This window comes from Paenibacillus sp. MAH-35 (assembly GCF_058135425.1).
In genome coordinates this window covers 24,665-47,277 of the sequence record NZ_JBYUPU010000049.1, presented here as the reverse complement: position 1 = coordinate 47,277, position 22,613 = coordinate 24,665, and the positions used below count along the sequence as shown (strand labels likewise).

At 54.9% G+C, this 22,613-nt stretch carries 19 protein-coding genes and 1 other annotated feature; of the genes, 16 read left to right on the top strand and 3 right to left on the bottom strand.

Annotated elements, in window-relative coordinates; genetic code table 11:
• Positions 1 to 314: 314 nt before the first annotated feature.
• Complete coding sequence (locus tag AC3Y2E_RS30515) at positions 315 to 1,475, bottom strand: AI-2E family transporter (protein ID WP_379217085.1); 1,161 nt, start codon at positions 1,473 to 1,475, stop codon at positions 315 to 317.
• Positions 1,476 to 1,917: 442 nt separating this feature from the next.
• Between AC3Y2E_RS30515 and AC3Y2E_RS30510 the strand changes: the two genes are divergently transcribed.
• From AC3Y2E_RS30510 to AC3Y2E_RS30485, 6 genes are all read left to right on the top strand, one after another.
• Positions 1,918 to 4,347, top strand: coding sequence for a hypothetical protein (locus tag AC3Y2E_RS30510; RefSeq protein ID WP_379217084.1), 2,430 nt, complete (start codon positions 1,918 to 1,920; stop codon positions 4,345 to 4,347).
• A gap of 265 nt (positions 4,348 to 4,612) precedes the next feature.
• On the top strand, positions 4,613 to 5,422 hold the full coding sequence (locus AC3Y2E_RS30505; RefSeq protein ID WP_379217083.1) for an MBL fold metallo-hydrolase: 810 nt from the start codon (positions 4,613 to 4,615) through the stop codon (positions 5,420 to 5,422).
• A gap of 131 nt (positions 5,423 to 5,553) precedes the next feature.
• Positions 5,554 to 5,819: a binding site (T-box leader), on the top strand.
• A 48-nt stretch (positions 5,820 to 5,867) separates the two neighbouring features.
• Positions 5,868 to 7,502 carry a methionine--tRNA ligase gene (gene metG, locus AC3Y2E_RS30500; RefSeq protein WP_379217082.1) on the top strand — a complete coding sequence of 545 codons (1,635 nt, stop codon included), beginning with the start codon at positions 5,868 to 5,870 and terminating at the stop codon, positions 7,500 to 7,502.
• A gap of 66 nt (positions 7,503 to 7,568) precedes the next feature.
• Positions 7,569 to 8,549 (top strand): DUF3895 domain-containing protein, encoded by a 981-nt coding sequence (locus AC3Y2E_RS30495; RefSeq protein ID WP_379217081.1) that lies wholly within the window; start codon positions 7,569 to 7,571, stop codon positions 8,547 to 8,549.
• Between the two features lie 80 nt (positions 8,550 to 8,629).
• Positions 8,630 to 8,923 carry a Dabb family protein gene (locus AC3Y2E_RS30490; RefSeq protein ID WP_379217080.1) on the top strand — a complete coding sequence of 98 codons (294 nt, stop codon included), beginning with the start codon at positions 8,630 to 8,632 and terminating at the stop codon, positions 8,921 to 8,923.
• A 74-nt stretch (positions 8,924 to 8,997) separates the two neighbouring features.
• The gene (locus AC3Y2E_RS30485) at positions 8,998 to 10,152 is read left to right on the top strand and encodes a response regulator (RefSeq protein WP_379217079.1); all 1,155 of its coding nucleotides are present in this window, start codon (positions 8,998 to 9,000) and stop codon (positions 10,150 to 10,152) included.
• Between the two features lie 221 nt (positions 10,153 to 10,373).
• On the opposite strand, the gene AC3Y2E_RS30480 is transcribed toward AC3Y2E_RS30485, so the two are convergent.
• A complete protein-coding gene (locus tag AC3Y2E_RS30480) occupies positions 10,374 to 11,174 on the bottom strand; it encodes a PSP1 domain-containing protein (protein WP_379217078.1) in 801 nt (266 codons plus the stop codon).
• A 330-nt stretch (positions 11,175 to 11,504) separates the two neighbouring features.
• On the opposite strand from AC3Y2E_RS30480, the gene AC3Y2E_RS30475 reads away from it, so the two are divergent.
• Together AC3Y2E_RS30475 and AC3Y2E_RS30470 are read left to right on the top strand one after the other, a co-directional pair.
• Positions 11,505 to 12,341: a hypothetical protein gene (locus tag AC3Y2E_RS30475; protein WP_379217077.1), complete on the top strand. Its 837-nt coding sequence runs from the start codon at positions 11,505 to 11,507 to the stop codon at positions 12,339 to 12,341.
• A 182-nt stretch (positions 12,342 to 12,523) separates the two neighbouring features.
• Positions 12,524 to 13,072, top strand: a complete 549-nt coding sequence (locus tag AC3Y2E_RS30470; protein WP_379217076.1) for a hypothetical protein — start codon at positions 12,524 to 12,526, stop codon at positions 13,070 to 13,072.
• Between the two features lie 57 nt (positions 13,073 to 13,129).
• On the opposite strand, the gene AC3Y2E_RS30465 is transcribed toward AC3Y2E_RS30470, so the two are convergent.
• On the bottom strand, positions 13,130 to 13,960 hold the full coding sequence (locus tag AC3Y2E_RS30465; protein ID WP_379217075.1) for a phytanoyl-CoA dioxygenase family protein: 831 nt from the start codon (positions 13,958 to 13,960) through the stop codon (positions 13,130 to 13,132).
• Between the two features lie 156 nt (positions 13,961 to 14,116).
• Between AC3Y2E_RS30465 and AC3Y2E_RS30460 the strand changes: the two genes are divergently transcribed.
• The 8 genes from AC3Y2E_RS30460 to AC3Y2E_RS30425 all read left to right on the top strand — a co-directional run bounded on the left by AC3Y2E_RS30460 (position 14,117) and on the right by AC3Y2E_RS30425 (position 22,278).
• Positions 14,117 to 15,010: an AraC family transcriptional regulator gene (locus tag AC3Y2E_RS30460; RefSeq protein ID WP_379217074.1), complete on the top strand. Its 894-nt coding sequence runs from the start codon at positions 14,117 to 14,119 to the stop codon at positions 15,008 to 15,010.
• A 51-nt stretch (positions 15,011 to 15,061) separates the two neighbouring features.
• Positions 15,062 to 15,715: a carboxylesterase family protein gene (locus tag AC3Y2E_RS30455; protein WP_379217073.1), complete on the top strand. Its 654-nt coding sequence runs from the start codon at positions 15,062 to 15,064 to the stop codon at positions 15,713 to 15,715.
• 141 nt (positions 15,716 to 15,856) lie between these two features.
• The gene (locus AC3Y2E_RS30450) at positions 15,857 to 16,702 is read left to right on the top strand and encodes an STM4015 family protein (RefSeq protein ID WP_379217072.1); all 846 of its coding nucleotides are present in this window, start codon (positions 15,857 to 15,859) and stop codon (positions 16,700 to 16,702) included.
• 1 nt (position 16,703) lies between these two features.
• Positions 16,704 to 17,978: an STM4014 family protein gene (locus AC3Y2E_RS30445; RefSeq protein WP_379217071.1), complete on the top strand. Its 1,275-nt coding sequence runs from the start codon at positions 16,704 to 16,706 to the stop codon at positions 17,976 to 17,978.
• Positions 17,975 to 18,760, top strand: coding sequence for an STM4013/SEN3800 family hydrolase (locus tag AC3Y2E_RS30440; protein ID WP_190928516.1), 786 nt, complete (start codon positions 17,975 to 17,977; stop codon positions 18,758 to 18,760). The genes AC3Y2E_RS30445 and AC3Y2E_RS30440 overlap by 4 nt, the downstream gene beginning before the upstream one ends.
• Positions 18,761 to 18,852: 92 nt before the next feature.
• On the top strand, positions 18,853 to 20,229 hold the full coding sequence (locus AC3Y2E_RS30435) for an STM4012 family radical SAM protein (protein ID WP_379217070.1): 1,377 nt from the start codon (positions 18,853 to 18,855) through the stop codon (positions 20,227 to 20,229).
• Positions 20,226 to 21,113 carry an STM4011 family radical SAM protein gene (locus tag AC3Y2E_RS30430; protein WP_379217069.1) on the top strand — a complete coding sequence of 296 codons (888 nt, stop codon included), beginning with the start codon at positions 20,226 to 20,228 and terminating at the stop codon, positions 21,111 to 21,113. Before AC3Y2E_RS30435 ends, AC3Y2E_RS30430 begins: the two co-directional genes overlap by 4 nt.
• Positions 21,114 to 21,255: 142 nt before the next feature.
• Positions 21,256 to 22,278 (top strand): FUSC family protein, encoded by a 1,023-nt coding sequence (locus AC3Y2E_RS30425; protein WP_379217068.1) that lies wholly within the window; start codon positions 21,256 to 21,258, stop codon positions 22,276 to 22,278.
• Positions 22,279 to 22,613: the final 335 nt, after the last annotated feature.

The window sequence follows — 22,613 nt, the reverse complement described above, 5'->3', positions numbered from 1 at the left end:
GGCGCCGAGGTTGGGATAACAGTGATATGCCTGGTCTACGTATGAGGGCGTGGAGGAGTTCACATTCAACCTATGCTCAGTTCGCGATGCCAAACAAGTGGTTTGAGGAAATGGGTCTATGCAGTCTACTTGAGCTTTACAATGAACATCACCCCCAAAGGGGATATTCTTGGAGGAGCCGGATGCGATGACCCGCACGTCCGGATCTGTGAGAGGCCCATGCAACTGTGCATGGGCCTACTCGATTTCTCAAGGAAAAGCGGTTTTGAGCGAGGCTCAAAAAATCGCAAAACGACTTGGAGGCAGCTCCTTCTTCACGTCCGGTCAAGCGGTTGTTCCGCAGGCTGCTCGTACAGACTGGAGCGGTTTTGGAACCAGTGGAACAGGTGGGTGACGATTACTTTCAGAACGGCATAGCCCGGAACGGCGAGAATGATTCCCAATATTCCAAACAGTTTGCCGGCGGTCAAAATGACGAAAATAATCGTAATTGGATGGATGTGCAAGTTTTTCCCCATAATTTGCGGCGATATAAATTTACCTTCGATCAGTTGCACGATCGTCCATACGACGATCATCTTGAGCAGCATAATAGGCGAGGTCACGATCGCTATGATCAGAGCGGGCGTAATCGCGATCGCCGGTCCCAGATACGGAACGATACTGGTCGAAGCGGCGAAGATGGCGAGGACGAGCGAATAGTCCAGGCCGATAATGAGGTAACCAATATAAAGCAGCACGCCGATGCAGAAGCTGACAATGATCTGGCCCCGGATATAGGAACTGATCTGACTGTTCATCTCGGTCATCACCGTGTACGTCTGACCGCGCAGGGAGGTCGGTACGAACTTAAGGATAAACGGCGGCAGCTGCTTTCCGTCCTTCAATAAATAAAACAGAATAAACGGAACCGTCACGATAGCGAGAATCACTTCCGTTACTGCGCCTACAAAGGCGCCGATGCTCGTCCAAGCGTTATTGACGATTGCGGTCAACCGGCCCGTAATTTTCTCGATATAACTTACGGCATCAAAGTTGATCGACTGCTGGATTTGTGAGAAATACCCGCTGCCGATGAGCCGTTCGAATTGGGCCTGCACTTCTCTGCTGTATCTCGGAACGTTCTGAATCAAGCTTTCGACTTGTCCGCGGATGAACGGAACGACGATAACGAATAAGAGAGTGATGATCCCGATAATAAGCAAATACAGGACGAGGATCGAATATACCCGCTTCACTTTTTTGCTTTCCATATAATCGACGATCGGGTTCAATAAGTAAAAGACGACGCCGGTAAGCAGAAGCGGAAGCAGCACCGACTTGATCAGCGCGATGAAAGGAAGAAAAATAAAAGAGACTTTCGTAAACACCATAATGTTTAATCCGATGAGCAACAGAACGAGCAGAACCAGGACGAACCGGTTGTTCAAAAAAAACAGCCTGAACCTGTCGCTCCAGTTGGTTGGACTTTTCATACCACCGCATCCTTCCGTAACGAAAACCACAGTCGCTATTGCCATTACAAGGCCAAGTGAGGTACCCGATGAAAAATAGCATATCGAACACGAAAAACAGAGTCAAGTTTTGCGGAGAGAAGACGTGCGATTTTAATGAAAAAAGGCTCGTTTTCGTGCCGATTGTGTAGCGTCTGCTAATCCACCGGAAAGAAGCAAGCAACTATCGGATATTGCTGCCGGTTAGGCCGATGAGCAGATACATAAAAAAACGATCTTCTCAAAAAAATGGACCGGTTGCAAATCGCCTGTGATGTTGTTGACTCAGAATTCAACATGTGATAGCATGGGAATTGTTGGAACGGCGTATTTTTACGCTCAAAATGTTGAGTTGACATTCAACTCAAATATAATCCCGCACTTTGGGTTATAGAATAGAATCCTATTGGTGGAGGTAGGCAGGATGATGGATAATCGGAACCCGAACATGAACAGCAATGATAGGGAAGCGAACACTCAGGCTGATATGGAGCGTGTCGAGTTTCACGTAAGATGCGCCCTGGAAGGAGAATCGGCAGCTCTGTCAAGAGTGGCGCAAAGAACGATAGAACAAGCAACGCTCCGCGGACAGAGTTCAATCGGACTGGTCGGCTATGACGGAATCCACGCCTTTATCGAAGCGGAAAAAGCCGCGAAATCTTCCGGCATTAAGCCGATATTCGGAATCCGTGCGGCGCTGGGGACCGGATCGGGACGCACCGTTCGCTGCTGCATCTACGCTAGAAACGGGAGAGGCAAGAGATGCTTGTATAAGCTGATCTCGCTCTCGAAAGGTTTTCATGACGATTCGGGGCTGGCCATATCGTCGGACTCGCTTCAAGCTGATCGGGGAGATCTTCTCTTGGTAAGCGATCCGGACGATGCGGAACTTCTGGAAGCCATCCATCGAGGAACGCAAGCAGAAGCGGAGGAGCTGGCCCGTTGCTTCGACGTTTTGACGATCGGAGCTTGGCACTCTGATCTCGGAGACCCGAACGGCCGATTCTATTCCCGCCAGCAATGGGAGGAAGTTGTCCGCAGCGTCTGCGACTACGGAGAGCGGTCCGGACAAGCTGTAATCGCCGTAGATCAGCCGGTGACAGTGCATCAGGAAGAGGATTCACACCACCTCCAGACCTCCGAAATGATCCGCGAGTTCGGCTACCTGGGTGCGGAGAAAGCCTACGCTGTCGTCGTTCGCAATACGAGGGAACTGGCCGCCCGGTTCGAAACCTTCGAGCTGATCCCCCAAGAGTTGTTCCTGCCTAGACTGGAGGACGAAGACCAGCATATACGTACGCTAAGCTACGAAGCAGCCCAGGCCCGGTACGGCCATTTGATCCCGGAACCGATTCAGAACCGGCTGGACAAGGAGCTGTTTTCCATCTGCAAATTCGGATTTGCTTCGATTTATCTGATAGCGCGGAGTGTTGTGAACCGGTCCAAGCGTGACGGGTACCCGGTTCTCCCGCGCGGCTCCGTCGGGTCGTCCCTTGTCGCACATTTTCTTGGGATTACGGACACGAACCCGCTGCCTCCCCACGCTTTGTGCGGAACATGCCAACAGATCGAGTGGATTCCGGCAGAGGAAGCGCGAAGCGGCTTTGACGGACCGGACCGGTTCTGCTCCCGGTGCGGGGGTGGAATGCGGGGCGACGGACACGACATTCCGTACGAGACGTTCCTCGGACTTCACGGCAATAAAGTGCCCGATATCGATCTGAACGTAGCCGGCGAGTATCAGACGCAGGCGCAGTCCGGGGTAAGAGAGCTGCTTGGAGAGAATAACGTCCTCCTGGCGGGAAGAAGCGACGGAACCCCGCATCCGTCAGGGCTTCTGCTTATTCCGGACGGGATGGCCGCCGAAGATTTTACACCCGTCCGGGACGCCTCAAGCGACAGCAGGCCGGGATGGAGCAAGTCGTATTTCGATTACCGGTTACTGGATCATACGGTACACAAATTCGATATAATGGGTCACGACGGCCCGTCCGTGATGAGGCTGCTTCACACCTCTACAGGCATCGATCCGGAGACGATCCCAATGAATGACAGGCGTGTATTAAGTATGTTCCGCTCTACGGCAGAGCTTGGCGTAACCCCTGAGCAGCTCCTTTCTCCGGTCGCTACATACGGGTTGCCCGAGATGGGGACGCCTGCCGTCCGTAAGATCCTCGAACTGACGAAGCCGGATTCTTTCTCGGAGCTGCTCCAGATATCGGGACTGACGCACGGAACAGGAGTATGGGAAAGAAACGCCCAAGAGCTGATCCGGACAGGAACCTGTTCGCTGCAAACCGCGATCGCTTGCCGGGATGACGTGATGCTAACACTAATCGCCTATGGGTTGGAGGGCGAAGCCGCATTCAAGATCATGGAAAACGTGCGGAAAGGGAAAGGGATCGAAGAGGCGGAAGCCGCACAGATGCGTGCGAAAAACGTTCCGGAATGGTACATCGATTCCTGCCGGAAGATCGGCTATCTGTTCCCGAAAGCTCATGCGGTGTCTTACGTGATGTCCGCCATTCGCCATGCGTTTTATAAACTGTACTATCCTCTGGAATTTTACGCGGCTTTTTTTACTGTGAAGCGCTCCGCCTTGGAATTCGCTGTATGTCAGGATGGATATGAAGCGATCAGAAGCCTGCTGCTGGAGCTGCCCGAACCGGAATCCGGCCGCAACGTGGCGAGCTCTGCCCCGGACAAGCGAATTCTCGAAGTAGCGCTGGAGATGAGCGCAAGAGGAATGCGATTCGTACAGGGGACTTCCGGCGCCGGCGAATGGTTCAGTGAAGGAATGAACCGTCGCATACGTATCGGCGTTTCGGGAACTTTAGAGCAATTGAACGTATAATCGCGAAGCAGAAGCCGTTTCCTCCCGGAGGGGGAACGGCTTTCCGCCTTCGGTACGCACACAATGTTTGTTTGTGCCAAACGGTTCATGATGTGCTATCGATATCTTCCTCATAACCGCGCAGGAGGAGTTTGGTTCGGTAAGGTGGAATGAATAAGAATCATCGATTGGGACGAGAGGTACCGCGGTGCTCAGCCGAACGTAGGGACCGGTTACGGCTCGACCAGATGAGCGAATCAGGCCATAACAGGAGGAGCGAAATCAGATGAAAATTCACTTTTTGGGAACGGCGGCGGCCGAGGGCATTCCTTCTTTGTTTTGCCGGTGCGAGACGTGCAGGCAGGCGAAGCAAAGAGGCGGCAAAAATATTCGGACCCGCACGTCCGTGATGATCGATGATGTGCTCAAGATCGACTTTCCTCCGGATACGTACTTCCATATGATCCGGGACGGGCTCGATCTGGAGACGGTACAAGATCTCGTCATTACCCATTCGCATTCCGATCACCTGCTGCCGGAAGATCTGTATATGCGGCTGCCGGGCTTCGCTCAATCGGAGGACCGGCCGATTCACGTCTACGGTCACGACCGTCCGATCGGCAAATGTATCGACGTAGTCGGAACGGCGCAGCAAAAATTCGTTTTCCACATCGTCCAGCCTTTCGTTCCGGTGCGGACGCAAACGGCAGTGATCGTCCCGCTGCTGGCAGATCACGACAAGACTGAAACTTGTTTGCTGTATTACATCGAGAAGGACGGCAAGACGATCTTGTACGGACACGACAGCGGCTGGTTTCCGGATGCGACGTTGAACTGGCTCAAGGACAAGAAGCTGGATCTGGCTATTCTCGAGTGTACGACGGGCCGCAAGCCGTGCCGGAACAACCATATGGATATCGACTGCACGGTGGAGACGAAGGAGTGGCTGGCTGGCAACGGCGTTTTGAAGCCGGACGCGCAAGTCGCAGTGACCCACTTCTCCCATAACGCCCACATGCTCCATGAAGATTTTGCCGCCGCCTTTGAACCGCACGGTATCACAGTCGCCTACGACGGGATGGTTTTGTACATTTGACCGATTCGGCTGTCGCTCCTTTTGTAACTAAGGTTTTGAGGCCCCTCGTTGATCACGGATCTAGGCGTTTTTAGGGATGGAGTTGACAGCAGCGAGAACTTTCCGTATAATCCCAATAAATTGAATATTCAAACAAAGCTATGAAGAGAAAGAGTACCTGGCGAACGTCTTATACAGAGAGCTCCGGTTGCTGAGAAGGAGCAAAGAATACGTCCGGGAATATGGTCTCAGAGCTGCGCATCGAAGCCTTGACGGGCTGTAGGCTGCGCCGGATCCTGCACCCGTTACTGTGCTAGGGTATACACGCTCTCCGTATGCGTCGTACCCGAAGAGGTTTATGCCGCAAGGCATTAATAAAATTGGGTGGTAACGCGTGAGTCGAACTCTCGTCCCTTTGGGGATGAGAGTTTTTTGTCGTTTTTACACAAAAAAGGAGGTTATCAGCATGGCTTCTATTTTTATCGGGGGCGCATGGCCTTATGCCAACGGTTCGCTGCATCTCGGCCGGCTGGCGAGTTTATTGCCCGGGGATGTGCTGGCAAGGTATTATCGGGCGAAAGGGGAGCGGGTGCTCTATGTATCGGGAAGCGACTGTCACGGTACGCCGGTCGCCGTGCAAGCGAATCAGGAAGGTGTCACTCCGGACCGGATCGCAGACCGGTATCACCGCGAATTTCTCGATTGCTTCGAGCGGCTCGGATTTACGTACGATCTCTATACCCGGACCGACGATCGCTTTCATCATCAGGTCGTCCAGGAGCTGTTCCTGAAACTGCTGGAGAACGGGCATCTGTACAAAAAGACCGTGTCGCAGACGTATTGCGAGACCGACGAAAGGTTTCTGCCGGACCGTTACGTGGAGGGGGAATGTCCGGTATGCGGGCAGCGTGCGCGCGGCGATCAATGCGAAGCGTGCTCCACGATCCTCGATCCTGCCGATCTGATCGGCAAAACGTGCAAATTGTGCGGAAATCCGCCGATAGAGCGGGAGACCGAGCATTATTATCTCGCTCTTTCCCGGTTCCAGGAAGCGCTGGCCCGTTATGCGGAATGTGCCCAAGGCTGGAAGGACAACGCGGTGCAGCTGACGCAGCGTTACTTGAAGGAAGGGCTTCGCGACCGGGCGGTGACTCGGGATCTCGACTGGGGCGTCGACGTGCCGCTGGACGGGTACAAGGGGAAGAAAATGTATGTATGGATCGAAGCGGTATGCGGTTATTTGTCGGCGAGCAAGCAGTGGGCAGCCGAGACGGGCGGCGATTGGGAATCGTTCTGGGCGGACGGCGGGGAAGAGATTACCGCCTATTACGTCCACGGCAAAGACAACGTGCCGTTTCATACGATCATCTGGCCGGCGCTGCTGCTCGGAGCCGGCGGGCTTCATCTGCCCGATCGGATCGTTTCCTGCGAATATATGACCCTTGAAGGGAAAAAGTTTTCGACCAGCCGCGGCTGGGCCGTCTGGGTTCCTTACCTGCTGAGCCGCTATCACCCGGACTCCATCCGGTACTTCCTCCTTGCCAACGGGCCGGAGAAGCGCGATTCGGATTTTTCGTGGAGGGAGTTTATCCACAGCCATAACGGCGAGCTGCTGGGCGCTTTCGGCAATTTCGTCAACCGGACGCTTGCTTTCATAGCGAAATTGATGGAGGGGACCGTTCCTGCAGGCCAAGTTCCGGCAGACTGGTCCGGCCGGATCGAGTCGTTATACCGGGAGGCCGGGGAGCGGATCGGCAGCGGGAACCTGAAAGAAGCTCTGGAAACCATATTCGCAACGGTCCGCGCCGCCAACAAATATTATGACGAGCGAAAGCCCTGGGCCGAGTGGAAAGAAAACAGGTCCGGCTGTAACGATACGATACTCACCTGCGTCTTTATCATTGCGAATTTGGCAAACGTCCTGCAGCCTTTTTTACCTTTCTCGTGCGACCGGATTCGAACGTTTCTGTCGCTGGAGCTGCCGAGCTGGGAACCGGTGACCGTTCCGGCCGGACGGACGATACGCGATCTCGGTCATTTGTTCGAGCGGATCGAGCCGGGGCGGATCGAGGAGGAGACGCTGCGTTTGGGCAGCTTGTAAAAAAAACGTCGAAAACCGACCGGCGGATCAAGTACAATAGAAGCTGGACGCAAGGAGGGATTGCGGATGATTTTATCCGTTCAGGACAGAGAAATGTTATTGGCGGAATTAAATGCGGAGCAGCGGCATTATTTGTCGGAGCAGATGGTCCGCAGCCGCCGTACCGTATTTGCCAATGCGATGGCCAGGGAGAAAGGGTATCATATCCCCGAGCATGCGGACCCGGAAACGATCGAAGTGCTGCTGGACGATTGGCTGTATACCGGCTATATCGATGCGGGAGCCGTTACTCCGGATTTGCGCTGCGAGTGCGGGAGGCCCTTGAGATACCAGCATCATGTAACCCATAAGGTCACGGGCGAAGAGAAAAAGTTCGGGATCGAGCATCTGAAGGAGCATCTCGGTATCGACGCTTCCATCGTGTCGGCTATTAAGCAAGGCTTCGATGCGATCGACTATGAGCTGGATGAGATCCTGATCAAGCTCCGAAGCGGCTGGAAGCCCGAACCGGAATTGCTGGCCAACCCGCCGGCTTCGCTTCCCGAAGAGATCCGGATGCATCAGAAGCTTGGGCTGCCTTTACTGGAAAGGCACATCCGGAAACTTCGCCAGTTGAGGTCCGAAGGACTGAAACCGAAAATATTGCCGCCGCTGCCGCAAGGGGCGCCTCCTTCCGGGACCGGCACGTCCCGCCGGGAAGAGAAGGAGAAAGAGAAGGTCGACGATCTGTTCAGCTGGTTCGAGGAGCCGGAGGAAGAGCCGGAGCAGCCCGGGCAGCAGGCGGAGCCGGTATCCGCAGCTTCCGCCATTTCGGTGCAGAGCTTGCCGCCCTATCTGCAGCAGAAGGTGGAGAGCTATGTCCGGGACGACGTGCGAAGCGCGCGGGTCATCTGCGAGCTGCTGATCCGGGAGCACGGAGCCAGCGAGGCGAGATTCGCAACAGGGAAACCGATGATTTATTTGCCCGTCTGCCTGTATATCGAACGGGTATTCCCTGACGCCAAAATAGAACGACTGTACCAGGACGACCGCTGTTATACCGTGTAAAACCAAGGAGCGGGGTTGGTTTAACAGACGAACAAATGGTATATTGGAATATGGCTAAATTCAGGAAGGTGGACCCTATCATGATCGATCATATCGTCTTAGTCAAATTCGGAGAATCAACCTCCCGGGAGCAGCTGGAAGAAGTCGTAACCCGGTTCAAGGCGCTCCAAGGGAAGCTGCCGGGAATTGCCGATATCCAGGCCGGCATCAGCTTCACCGGCAAACATCAGGGCTACCAGCTGGCGCTAACCGTACGCTTCGAAAACCGTGCCGCTCTCGAAAACTACGGGCCTCATCCGCTTCATCAGGAAGTGGCGGCCTATATCCGTGAAATCGGCAGAGTGGACAGCATCGTAGTCGACATCGAGATTTAATTGGGCCGGATTAGACGCCGTCCGGCGGGGCAGACGGGCGGCAGTCTTGCAAGTGAATGCGTGGAGGGGAAAGCATGCTGAGAACGATCATTATCGACGACGAGCTGCCGGCACTGGACTGGATGAAGAGACTTCTGACCGGCAGCGGAAGCGTCGAGCTGGCGGGCGCGTACACGAATCCGATGGATGCGCTGGAGCAGCTCGGATCGGAGCCGATCGACGTCGTCTTTCTGGATATCGAGATGCCTGTCATTAACGGTCTGGAGTTTTCCGGCCATATTGTGGAAATCAGTCCCTCGACCGACATCGTGTTTGTAACCGCCTATCATCAATATGCGCTTGAAGCCTTCGAACGCCATGCGGTCGATTACGTGCTGAAGCCCGCCTCCCCTGACCGGATCGGCGCCACGCTAGCGAAACTTTCGGCCAGACGGCGCCAATCGGCCGGTCCCGCGGTGAAAAGCGGCGGAGCAGGCGAAGGCATCCGCTGCTTCGGCCGATTCGATTGGCTCCGGGACAACGAGCCGGGCGGAGCCGTCAAGTGGCGTACGACCAAAGAGCGCGAGCTGGCGGCGCTTCTGGTCCATAATGGCAACGAGTGGGTCCAGAAGGAGAAAATACTCGATGCGCTGTGGGGGCAGGATCATATCGATCAGTCCCGGGCGTATTTGTATACTTGCATCTACACGCTTCGGAAAAAGCTGAGCGCCATGGGGCTCGAGCGGCTGCTGCAGTCGGAGCAGAACGGATACCGGCTCGACGTGTCGAGCATCGGTTGCGATGCGGCCGAGTTTTCCAAAGTATGCGAAGGCGAGCAGCCGGTCGATGCGGCATCGATTGCAAAAATGGTGCGGGCCGTCTCCTTGTACCGCGGAGATTATATGGAGGAAGACGGCTATTTCTGGGCGATGCAGCTGCAGGAACGATACCGGGAGCGATACATCAGCCTGCTGAAACGAATGGCCGCCTATTATGCCGGAGTGCAGTCGTATTTGCAAGCCATCGAATGTCTGCGCAAGATTACGGACAAAAATCCGTTTCTGGACGACATCAACGAGCTGATGATCCGGTATTACGCCAGAATGGGCGACAGATTGTCGATGATCCGTCATTATGAGAAATTTACGAAACAATTAAAGCAGGAGCTTGGCATCGAACCGCTCCAACGAACGGTATTGTTATACGAGCATTTGCGCAGCGGCCTCTCCGACGACACATTTTCGTTGTGAGTTTTTTTTTGAACGTTAAAGAATGTTTAAGTTTACTAAAGCGTTAAAGCGGTAAAATGAAACATTTTTTACTAAGAAAAGCCTCCTCTTACGCAGGGTCATTCATCGTGGATAAGGCTTCGTTTAGAAGCTTTTCTTATTTGGGAGTTTATCCCGAACCGGAAGCATGAATAAGAGGGCTGCCCGAATGCGAGATCCGGACAACCCCCGTTACTTGTTCGTTACCAGCTAATCTCAGGATCATCCAGATCCAGCTCGATCGGAGCCGGTCTGGATGGAGATTGAACCACGATCTTATTCGTCTCCGGATGGACGGCAACGACCTTCACTTGGCCGTAAGCGGTCGTGATTGTACCGCCAGGGGAAGGGAAGCCGGATTTCCCGCTCTCATAGTTGTGGGTCTCGAAGCGGAGACAGCACATTAATCGTCCGCATAAACCGGATAGCTTGACAGGATTGAGAGACAGCTTCTGATCCTTCGCCATCTTAATCGACACGGGCTCGAATTCGCCCAGAAAGGTCGAGCAGCACAGTATACGGCCGCACGGCCCGATTCCTCCTAATAGCTTCGCTTCATCCCTGACGCCCACCTGTCTTAATTCCACCCGGGTACGCCGATACAGGCTAACCAAATATTTGACCAGCTCCCGAAAATCGACCCGGCCTTCCGCCGTATAATAAAAATACATTTTACTGCGGTCGAACGTATATTCGATCTGAAGCAGCTTCATCTTTAATTGCTTGAATCTATCGGTTAAAGAGGCCAAATCCTGTACGGCCTCGACGCTGTTTCTCTTCATCCGGGCATAGTCGTCGCTCGTCGCTGACCGAATGATCTTCCTTAACGGTTGGACGATATCGCTTTCCTTCACGTCTTTGGAAGGAAGTACGACCGTTCCGAATTCGACTCCATGCGAGGTTTCCACGATTACGTTAGCGTGTACCCCGAATTCGCTGCCTGCGGGGTCAAAATAATAAATTTTACCAGCCGGCTTGAATCGGACGCCAACTACCCGATACAAGATGTGTACCACCGCCTTCTCTGTAATTTGGAATGTAGAAGCGTTTATACGCCGCAATTATGATAGCCCGAAAGTCGCAGCAGGATCAGGTCAGGTTCCCCGAAAATAAGCGACTTAGGGAAAGTTTACCATATCGTCTCCTAAAATCAAGCACTTGCGACGGAGGCATGAGGCGTTCGGGTTCTACAAAAGTTGGAACTACAACAATCCTGAACGGCTGGATACGATTATAGGTGCAGAGGACGCAATCTGCGGACACCACAAACAGGGAGAGGAACGGGTACCGACATGGGCGTGAAGGGGATAGGGCTTATCCTTGCAGGAGCCGTCTTGCTGCTGTTTTCGGCTTGGCCGCTTTATTTGATGGGGCAGGAGTTGTTTTTGGAACGAAAGGTGCGGCAGCAAGCCGACATCGATCGGATTTATGTGAATTTTCTTGAACTGGGCAAAGTCGAAATATTAGGCAGGGGCGTTCCCATTCCGGTAACCCGCATCTCCGTCCGTAATCGGGTGGAAGCAGCCGGTGAAAGCCGAGAGCCGCTGTCATACGATGACTACTACAGGTATATGGAGAATACCGCTTCGGAAACGGTCCGGTATACGAGGGAGTACACTTGGGAAAACCAAGTGATTCGAATCGAGGACGAAACCGCGCCGGGTGTGCGCAGTAGGGATAGCCGCAGCCGCTCGCCGCTGCGGATTACGATCAATCAGAACGATTGGAGCGTATCCGACCCGGTTGAGGTGAGGCCTTATTTTTTGGATGAGAACCGGTATCACGGTTATTTTGGAATGCTGACCGTTCGGCACCGCGATCACGATCAGCTCGTCCTCGTACAGCGTATATCGGAGATCGGAGATTTCAATGTGCCGTCACTGGCATGGCGGGTGCTCTCCATCGCTTCGGACGGTCAAGTCCGGGAGGAGCGGTTCGAGTATGGCGAACGGGCGGACGACCCGATTCGGGTGAAGTACATTCAACAGTCATCGGCATCGCCGATTTCATTCGGTTACCGATCCAATATGTTGCATGTGTGGCCTTCTTTATGGTTTCCCATTCTGTATCCGTGGACGACCGGCGGGCTCGGGCTTCTGCTTCTGGCCGCAGGGGGAGCTGTACGATGGGCGGACCGGCGGAAGAACAAGTCGGCCCGTCACAAGCAATGACCCGAGAGAACGGTTCCCGCGTCCCCGTATCCGGCCGATTGTTGTAAATATTCGAGATCGTACGTTCGCAGAAGGAATCGCTCCCTGTTGCATCGAATGAATTCAGCAGGCAAGAACTGCCAACAATAGGGCTCGTATCAGGATAAGCAAGAAAGAGAGAGCCTTGCAGGGACGGTAATCGAATGGATCTGTATCATTATTATGAAGCTGATCGGGGACCGTTCCGGAACTTATCCGGTTTGAACCGATCAGAGGCCCGGCTGATCATGGAGGAGCTGAGAAAAGACTCCGTCTTGTTCGCCAGCCGCCGCCCGGACGGCTATATGGACATTCGCCGGGAGCTGGAAGCAAAGGCCAGGGCGATGTTTATTCAGAAAGGCGGAATGCCGGTTCTTTCTTATCCCCACTATATGACCGTTGGAGAATGCGCATGGATCAAGGAATGGTATAGAGACGGGCGAGATATTCGCATTCCCTTAGGCGTGTTTGCAGAAAGTTCGATCAGCTTCACCTACGGAGATTTATTCCCGACGATGCGTTATAAGGACGGCAAACCGTACAGGGAGAACGTCTACACGAAGCGGGAGATCGAAGAACTCATCGCCCGGCACGGGTTGCCGCAGCAGTGGAATCCGGACGGCCAGGGCGGGCCGGAGCGGTATATCGAAGTGCAGGTGTGGGACGATGCGGTGCTGAGGAGATACATGCCGCTGAATCGTGAACAGTCGTGAACAGATGAGCAAGCGAAAGAAGGGCCGCTCCATCGGAAGAGGCCCGCAACACTCAGGCTAGCAGGTAGCGCCGGTCAGCTCGTTGGTAAACATCCGCTTGTACTCTTTGGGCGACATCTTGACCGAGGACGCGGCGGCGTAATGAAACTGAAGCGCCCGGCGGCGTTTGATGGAGAAGTTCGGCGGAGTGCCATGTATAAGCAGGCCGTGAAAAAACAGGACGCCTCCGGGAGGCAGCGGTACGGCTACATCCCGCTCCACTTGTACGTTGTCGTCGCAGACTTGCCAGTCCCGCTTGGCGTAGTGAGGCGTACCGCCGTTCATATGAGAGCGCGGGATGACATGCATGCAGCCGTTGTCGAGCGCGGCTTCGTCCAGGGCGATCCATACGCCTGCCACCGCCTTGTCATAGGCTAGCGGCCCGTAGGCCATATCCTGATGCCAGGGCTTCTCTCCGCCGCCGTGAGGCGGCTTCAGCAGCGCCATATCTTGAATCAGCACCGCTTCCTCGCCCAGCAGCTTCTCGACGCATGCCAGCAGCTCCGGGTGATGGGCGATCTCGTACAGCGTCCGGTTGCCATGTACGAATTCGTATATTTTCCGGACGGACAGCTCCCGTTCCTCAGCGGTGAGAATTTCGTTCTCCGGTTTGGTGAACTGGATTTTCGCGCCGTTAGCGTCCTGGAACAGGATGGACATCAGCGCTTGGATGGAACGGTTCGTCTCATCCTCGGACAAAACCCGGGTAACGGCCAAGTACCCTTGCTCATGGTACAGGTTGATCTCGTCCGGGCCGATCGTAACCGGTGAATCCAGTCTGGTTGCAATGTTGTCGTACTGGTACAGCAGCCGGGCGATTTCCTCCGGCGACTTGTCGGTTGTAGCCAAATGCATCTCCTCCGTTCTTTGGTTTCTTTCATTATATAAATGAACCAAGAGTCGGGGAATGGTCTGCAAAGCTGCCGGTTTGTACCGTAAGGCATATCGAGATTACAACTGTGGAGCCGCTGGCGACAGGCGGACTGCTGCGGAAGGGGGGCGCTTATGAGCGAAGTGAAACCGGGCCGGGCGCCGGGCAGCGTCAAGCTGGCGGCAGTGCGGATCGGGAGCGGAGGAAGGTCGGGGAAAGCCCGGTGCGAGCCGGGTTGGGACTGGCGTCCGGCTCCGCTAGGCGATTACGACCTGTGGTATGTCGTATCCGGCAAAGGGGACGTCCGGTTAAACGGCGAGCTTTTCCCGGTGCGGCAAGGCTCCTGCTTCGTGTTCCGACCCGGCGACCGGATCGAAGCGACCCAGCACCCGGACGACCGGCTTACAGTGATCTACATTCATTTCGACGTGACGGATCTGCGCACCGGAGAACCGTGCGATCCGGAGTCAAGCTGGCTTCCTCCGGGATACGTATATACCGAAGACGCCTATCCGCTTGAAAGCCGGATGAACGAAGTGCTGGAGGCGGACGCCGAGGAAGAAGAGAGCGAGATGCGGGATGAGTGGTTTCATTGTCTGATGAAGCTCGTCCTGCTGCAATTGTCCAAAGCCGGTGAAGCCGGTTCACCCGAAACGGAGGCGGAACCCCCGATCTCGCACAAACAGAAGCGGCTGCTGCTTCAGACCAAGCAATATATTAAGGAACACATCGCTTCGCCTATCGATTATGACGAAATCGCAAAGTTCACCGGACTAACCCCAAGGTATCTCAACCGGCTTTTCAAGAGGTATACGGGACAATCGTTGAAAGCTTATATCACGAGCACCCGTGTGGAGCGCGCCAGGCATCTGCTCGCAGAGACGTCGATGACGGTCGGACAAGTGGCCGAGACGCTGGGGTATTCGGATATTTTCTTTTTCAGCAAACAATTCAAGAAATACAGCGGCATACCGCCATCCACGCTCCGGGCGAAGGCGCTGCCTGCAGAGCCTCATACCGGACGGTAAGCAACTACATTGATAACTGGAACGTTCCAGAAGAAAGGCAGGCAAACCAAAATGAGTCAAACCGTAAACCGTTTGGAAAAACAAATAATTAAGCCGATCCAGCTTCAATATTTATTGCATTTGCCGCAATCGTATGATCCCGAATCGTCCGAGCGCTGGCCGCTGATCCTGTTTCTGCACGGCGCCGGCGAGCGGGGAGACGATATCGAGAAAGTAAAAATACACGGCATCCCGATGCTGGCGGAACGCAATCCGTCCTTCCCGTTTATCGCCGTATCGCCGCAATGCCCCAAAAACGCTTATTGGCACCAAAAGCAAGACGGAGTGATGGCGCTCCTGGACGAAATAACGGCCAACTATAACGTCGACGACAAACGGATCTACCTAACCGGACTCAGTATGGGCGGATACGGCACTTGGAATCTTGCCTGCGACTTTCCGGACAAATTCGCCGCGATCGCGCCGATTTGCGGGGGCGGAGATCCGTACCGGGCGAAGCTTTTGGTCAAAACGCCGGTATGGGCGTTTCACGGGGCTCAAGATACGATCGTGCTGATCGAGGAGTCCGAACGAATGGTCGAGCAGCTTCAGGCGTGCGGATCTGATGTACGCTTTACGGTGTATCCCGAAGCGAAACATAATTCCTGGACCGAGACGTACGAGAATCCGGAGCTGTACGAATGGATGCTGAGCCATTCCCGCTGATTGCAAGCTTGCCGCAATAACCGATCCTAGCCCCGCGGTCCTACTAATCTTCCTCAATATAGGCGATTTGGTAGTGGATTTATAACTGCGACTAGTATTAATATATAACGATACCCATAATCAGCAGGGAGGAAACTGCAAATGTCCGAAGTAAAACTAACGATCGATTACGACCAATATGAAGAAAACGTGAAAATGACCGAACTGCTCGAGCAATTGGCGAACAGTCCGGAAGCTGCGGGTCTGACCAGTCTGATTATCGGCGATTGGGGCGGCTCTTACGAGAACGATTCTAGCGATATCGTGGAGGCATTGGTTCGTTTAAATGGCCGCTTTCCGAAGCTCCGCAAACTGTTTATCGGCGACATGGGGTATGAAGAGTGCGAAGTGTCCTGGATCATGCAATCGAATATCGGACCGGTCCTTGACGCTTATCCGGAGCTGACGTCGCTGACGATCAAAGGAAGCAGCGGATTGGCGCTCGATCCGGCCCGACACGAGAAGCTGGAGGAGTTGGTCATCATCTGCGGAGGTCTTGGGTCGGACGTCATAACGAGCATAAGCAACGGATCATTTCCGCAGTTGAACAAGCTTGAGCTCTACTTAGGGGTTGACAACTACGGCTTCGACGGATCGCTGGATACGATACTGCCGTTAATCGAACCGGGGAAATTCCCGAAGCTTACATATCTGGGACTGAAAGACAGCGAGATTCAGGATGAAATCGCGATCGCGGTTGCCGAAGCGCCGATTCTCGACCAGCTGCATACGCTCGATCTGTCGATGGGCACGCTGTCGGACAAAGGGGCGGAGGCGCTGCTGCAAAGCGATAAAGTGAAAAAGCTGCAACATCTGGACCTTAGCTACCACTTTATGTCCGATAAGATGATGCTGAAGTGGAAACAGTCGGGTCTGAACGTTAATACGAGCGACCAGCAGGAAGCTGACGACGATGAAGACTATCGCTTCCCCGCTTTAACCGAGTAAGATGGACCGTTTGATCCTAATCGGCAATCCCGGCAACCGGCGCACCGAAGGATTGCAGGAGGCCCGCAGAAAACTCGGAATGCCGCCGGCCGTCGTCGTTCCTTATCTCGATCTGCTTCGCGGCCGTACGTCGCTGGAGCAAACGGCCGAGCTGGCGGAGCTTCGAGGCAGCCGCTCTCCGGTGCTGCGCCTGGACGCGCCTGGCGAGCTGTTCGAGGTGGAGCGGGAGCTCATCGCGCTCGGAGCCCCGGATGCGCCAGCCGAGCTTGCCGACGACCGGCTGCTGCCCTACGGGGCATGGAACGACCCGCAGCCGCTGCCGGTCAAGGCGGCGCTGTCGATTCAAGAGCAGCGGGGTCGGCTGTACCATCCGTCCCAATGGTTTCGCGGCTACGGCCGTCTGCTTGCGATGGTGGAGAAGAGGGCGAAGGAACTGTGGCCGCACGGACGGTGGATGAATGCCCCGGACGATATTGCCGCCATGTTCGACAAACGGTACACGCACCGTGTATTAACGGCTGCGAACGTCTCCGTTCCCAAACGGCTCGCTCCCCCCGAGCAGCTGCCGGATTACGAAACGCTCCGCGAAATGATGAGCCAACGCCGGCTGCACCGCCTATTTATTAAATTGGCTGCGGGATCGGGCGCTTGCGGCGTGATCGCTTATCAGACCAATCCGGTCACAGGCGCCGAGTTGGCGTTTACGACGATCGGCGTGGAATCCTACAATACCCGGCCTCCGGCTTATTACAATGCGGTGAAGCTGCGCCGGTATACCGGGAGCCAGGAGATCCGGTCCATCATCAATTGGCTGCTGGCGCACGGCGCACATATCGAGCAATGGATCGCCAAAGCGGCGTACATGGGTCATTCCTACGATATCCGTCAGCTCGTCATAGGCGGGGAAGCTTGTCATCGGATCGCCCGTGTCAGTCCGACTCCGATTACGAACCTGCATTTGCGAAGCCAAAAGAAAACGCTGGACGAAGTGGGGTTGAATTCGAGCGAACAAGATACGGTCAAGGATTGTGCGGAGCGGGCGCTGGCTGCGTTTGGCGGCTCTACGGTAGCCGGGGTCGATGTGCTGCTCGATAGCCGATTGAAGAAACCTTACATAGTAGATGTGAATCCCTTCGGCGATTTGCTGTATCGCGTCGAGTACAGCGGCTGCAATCCGTACGAATGGGAGATGCGCAGGCTGGGGGAGACATTTTCGCCGTTTTCCCCAATGGGCAAGGAACGGTCCGAACCGGCAGAGAGGAAGAACGAGTATTGATCAACATGAATGACATCGTCGGCAGCCACGACATTTTAATGATTACGCTGGATACGCTGCGCTACGACGCCGCCGTACTGGAGGAGAACCATTGTCCGAATTTGTGCGGAAGCGGGTCCTGGGAGAAGCGTCATACCCCCGGCAGCTTTACCTATGCGGCGCATCATGCTTTTTTCGGCGGATTTCTGCCAACACCGGCGACTACGAACAAAAAAGACCATATCCGGCTGTTCCACTCCAAACATACCGGCTTGCCCACTCACCCAAATACGTGGCTGTTCGATACGCCAGATATCGTCTCCGGGCTGCAGGCGGAAGGCTACCGGACGATCTGCATCGGCGGAGTGATCTTCTTCACGAAAAAGGTACCGCTCGCCAAAGTGCTGCCCGGTTATTTCCAGGAAAGCTACTGGCGCATGACCTTCGGCGTGACGAACTCCCGGTCTACGGAGCATCAGGTCAATCACGCCCTGAAGCTGCTGGAACGCGCGGGGATGGAGGAGAAGCTGTTTCTGTTTCTCAACGTGTCTGCCATTCACGGGCCGAATCATTACTTTGTTCCGGGGGCGAAGAAAGACTCCGTAGATACGCAGCGCGCCGCTCTTCGTTATGTGGACGGGCAATTGGGCCGGCTATTCGAGGCGATGCGTTGCCGGGAGAGGCCGGTTTTTTGCCTCGCTTTCTCCGACCACGGCACCGCTTACGGCGAGGATGGTTATGAGGGACACCGGCTAGCCCACGAGGTCGTCTGGAACGTGCCGTACCGCGAGTTCGTGCTGTAAGCGTCAATGGTTTCATACAGCCGGCAACTACTAACTTCCATTATATGTATGGATGACTGCTTGCACCATTACCCGGAAAGGATGTGGCCCTTTTGTTCGAATCTTTTGCTGCCCGCTCGGGAAGCGCAGGCGGTGGTCCGGATGAGATCCGCGACTGGAAGGAGAGGCTGATCTCCGATCCTTACCGGTCTTATTTATATTCATACCCACATAAGACGGCTTACTCGGAGCTGGAACCGAAGCGGTCTTTGCGGGAGCTGTGGCGGGACGAGCCGGCGGAGAGCTTCTTTCTGTATATGCATATCCCGTTCTGCGGAGCGAGATGCGGCTTTTGCAATCTGTTCACGCTGCCGGACAAACGGGCGGACGTCCACGAGACTTACGTCGATGCGCTGCACAGACAAGCGGTGCAATGGGCCCGATTCGTCGGCCATAAGCCGTTCGCCCGGTTTGCAATCGGCGGGGGGACGCCTACGCTGCTGGAGCCGCGTCTGCTGGAGAAGCTGTTTGATATCGCCGAAAACGTGATGGGGCTGAATCCGCAGCAATCGTCCATCTCTGTTGAAACTTCGCCCGAGACAGTTACGGCGGAGCGGCTCCGAATTTTGAAGCAGCGGCAGGTCGACCGGGTAAGCATGGGTATTCAAAGCTTCGTCGAGTCGGAAGCCGCAGCCGTATACCGGCCGCAAGGCCCGGCGGAAGCGGAACGCGCGCTGGAGCTGCTGAAGCGGGAACAGTTTTCAATCCTGAATGTCGATCTGATCTACGGTCTTCCCGGCCAGACGGTCGATTCCTGGCTGTACTCGCTGGACCGTGCACTTCAATACGCTCCGGAGGAGCTGTTTATTTATCCTTTATATACGCGGGACCATACGATCGTGAAGCCGGAGGATGTGCGGAACAGCGGCGAAGATATCCGGATGGCCTGTTACGGGGCGGCGAGGGAGAAACTGCTGGCGGAAGGCTACACCCAGTACTCGATGCGCAGATTCGCAAAGCCCGAAGCCGTTTCCGACAAAACGGTGCTGTCTTACGGCTGTCAGGAGGAAGGAATGGTCGGGCTTGGCTGCGGAGCCCGCTCTTATACCCGATCGGTGCACTACGCTTCCCGCTACGGGGTTAGCCGCCGGGCGACGGCAAGCATCATAGCCGACTACGTCGCGGCGGAGCGTTACGATACGGCGGATTACGGGTTCTTGTTGTCCGAGGCCGAGCAGAAGCGGAGATATATATTAAAGGCCATCCTGCATCGCGAGGGGCTGGATCTGGGGGCTTACGAGAACCGGTTTGGGAGCCGAACGCTGGACGATCACCCTGAGCTGGAACGGCTGCTGCGTGCCGGACTGGCCGTACTCGAACATAACGTATTCCGGCTGACGGACGAAGGGATGGCTTTTTCCGACGCGATCGGCGACTGGTTCATCTCGCCGGAGGTGCGGAAGCGGATGGAAGGGTACGTGCTGGTATGATGGCGACCTTGTACTTCCGGGGCAGCCTGACCTCCTGCAACTACGATTGTCCGTATTGTCCGTTCAGCAAAAATGTCGATACCCGGGCAACGCTGGCCAGAGACCGCGATCATGTCATGCAGTTTGTCGACTGGGTACGCGGTCGGGCCGGGGAAGGCGACCGGCTGTCGGTGTTCTTCAACCCTTACGGCGAAGCGCTGATTCACCGGTGGTACCGGGAGGCGATCACAGAGCTGTCCCATCTGGATCATATAGAGAAAGTGGCGATCCAGACGAATTTGTCCGCCAAGCTCGATTGGACGGAGAAGCTTAATCGAGATAAGGCCGCCTTCTGGGTTACGTATCACCCGGGGCAGACGAAGGAAGCGGACTTTCTCGCTCAATGCCTGGAGCTGCACCGCCGGAACATTCCGTTCAGCGTAGGCTCGGTAGGCGTGCGAAGCGCCTTCGGGGCGATCCGGTCGCTGCGCCGGGCTTTGCCGGACGATGTCTACCTGTGGGTCAATGCGTACAAAGACAAGAAGGACTATTACTCCGCCGAAGACCTGATCTTCCTGCGTGCGATCGATCCGTTGTTCGACTACAATGTGTCGGATTACGACAGTATGGGTAAACCATGTGAAACGGGACACAGCGTTTTTTATGTTCAGGGGCCGGGAATCGTGAAGCGCTGCTACAAAGACCGGCAAGTGATCGGACATCTGTACCGGGACGGACTGGAAGGTTTGTCCAAGAGACGGGCTTGCCGGATGAAATGCTGCGACTGTTACATTGGCTACATTCATATGCCGGAGCTGAAGCTTGATCGTGTGTACGGGGACAAGCTGCTGGAGAGGATCGCTTCCCCGGCGGTTCTCGTGGGGTCGCAGATCAGTCCGTCCTAAAGCAGGAGGCTTACGCCTCTCCTGTTGAAACGTCCTTCTCCCGAATGTATAATTTCCTTGTTATCAGAATCGAATGACGCTTGTTGTTGTCGGCTCCTGACTACAATTGCCCATTCAACAAGGAGGAGAAGACGCCATTACCATGACATTCGGAGCACGTATGCTCAAGACGGGAATCGCCGTCACCTTGGCCTTATACATCAGTACATGGCTGCAGTTTTCTCCCCCTGTTATTGCCGCCATCGCCGCGATTTTCGCCGTGCAGCCTTCGATCTACCGGTCTTGGCGCTATTTTCTGGAGCAGGTGCAGACGAATACGCTCGGAGCCGTGATCGCGATGCTGGCCGGCACTTATTTCTCCAAGGAGCCGATCGCGATCGGGGTCGTCTGTATCCTGGTCATCATGCTGTGCATCAAGCTGAAGATGGAAGAGACGATCGGCCTGACGCTGGTCACGGTCGTTGCGGTGATGGATGCATCCGGGCAATGGGGATTTGCGCTGAACCGTTTTTTGCTGAGCATGATTGGAATTGTATCGGCGTTTGCCATCAATATCGTCTTTTTACCGCCAAAACCAAAAGAGCAATTTACCGACCAGGTTCATACGGTGTTCGGCAAGCTGTCACTCCTGCTGCGGACAGCGGTATCCGACGAGATGAAGGAGAAAGTGTTCCGCAGCCAGAAGCAGGGACTCGCGGACAGCCTGAATTCGCTGAGCGGCAAGTACAAGCTGATTGAAGAGGAAGTCAAAAAGCTGAAGCGAGCCAAATACCGGCAGACGCGCCAGCTCGTCGTCTACAAGCAGATGCTGTATACGCTGCAAAAAGGCTACGAGGTGCTGGAGGCAGTGGAGGAGCATTTCTTCCAGGCCGACCGGACGGACGATATGAACAAAAGGTACGACCGGCACATGGAGAAGCTGATCAAGTTCCATGAGCATGTGCTGCTTAAGTTCGAAGACAAGCTGAAGCCGGAGAGCTGGAAATCGGATTCGGTCGTGGAGGCGAACGATCTGTTCATGAAGCAAGCTACGGACGGTTACGCCGAAGAACGGGAAGGGGCTTTGCGGCTGTTTATCGTTGCTGCGGCTATGTACGATTACGGTCATCAGACGGCACGGCTGGACCGGCTCGTGGAACATGTGGACTCGGAGGAAGACGAATAAGGGCGGGGGCACGCCGCCCGGCGTACAGTCTGTCGAATCGCTCGACGGGTTTCGTTAGTCATTTATCGCTGCAGAGCGCTGCTAAAATCGGCGAGAAGGGTGCAAAACCCGCCAGTTGGTAAGGGAAGGGAAGGGGAGGGTTCCCCTGACTTGGCATTAGAGAACGTATACTCAGGTTCGATGATTAACGAATCGTATCGTTCTTATGGCTGAAAAACGATGTTATTTCAGACGTAACGAATCCGGGTATCGTTATCGAACCGAAAGCGGAAAAAAACGATCCGATTTGCGAGGAATAACAATACAAGAGTTCGTTACGAATTCAAACGTACGCA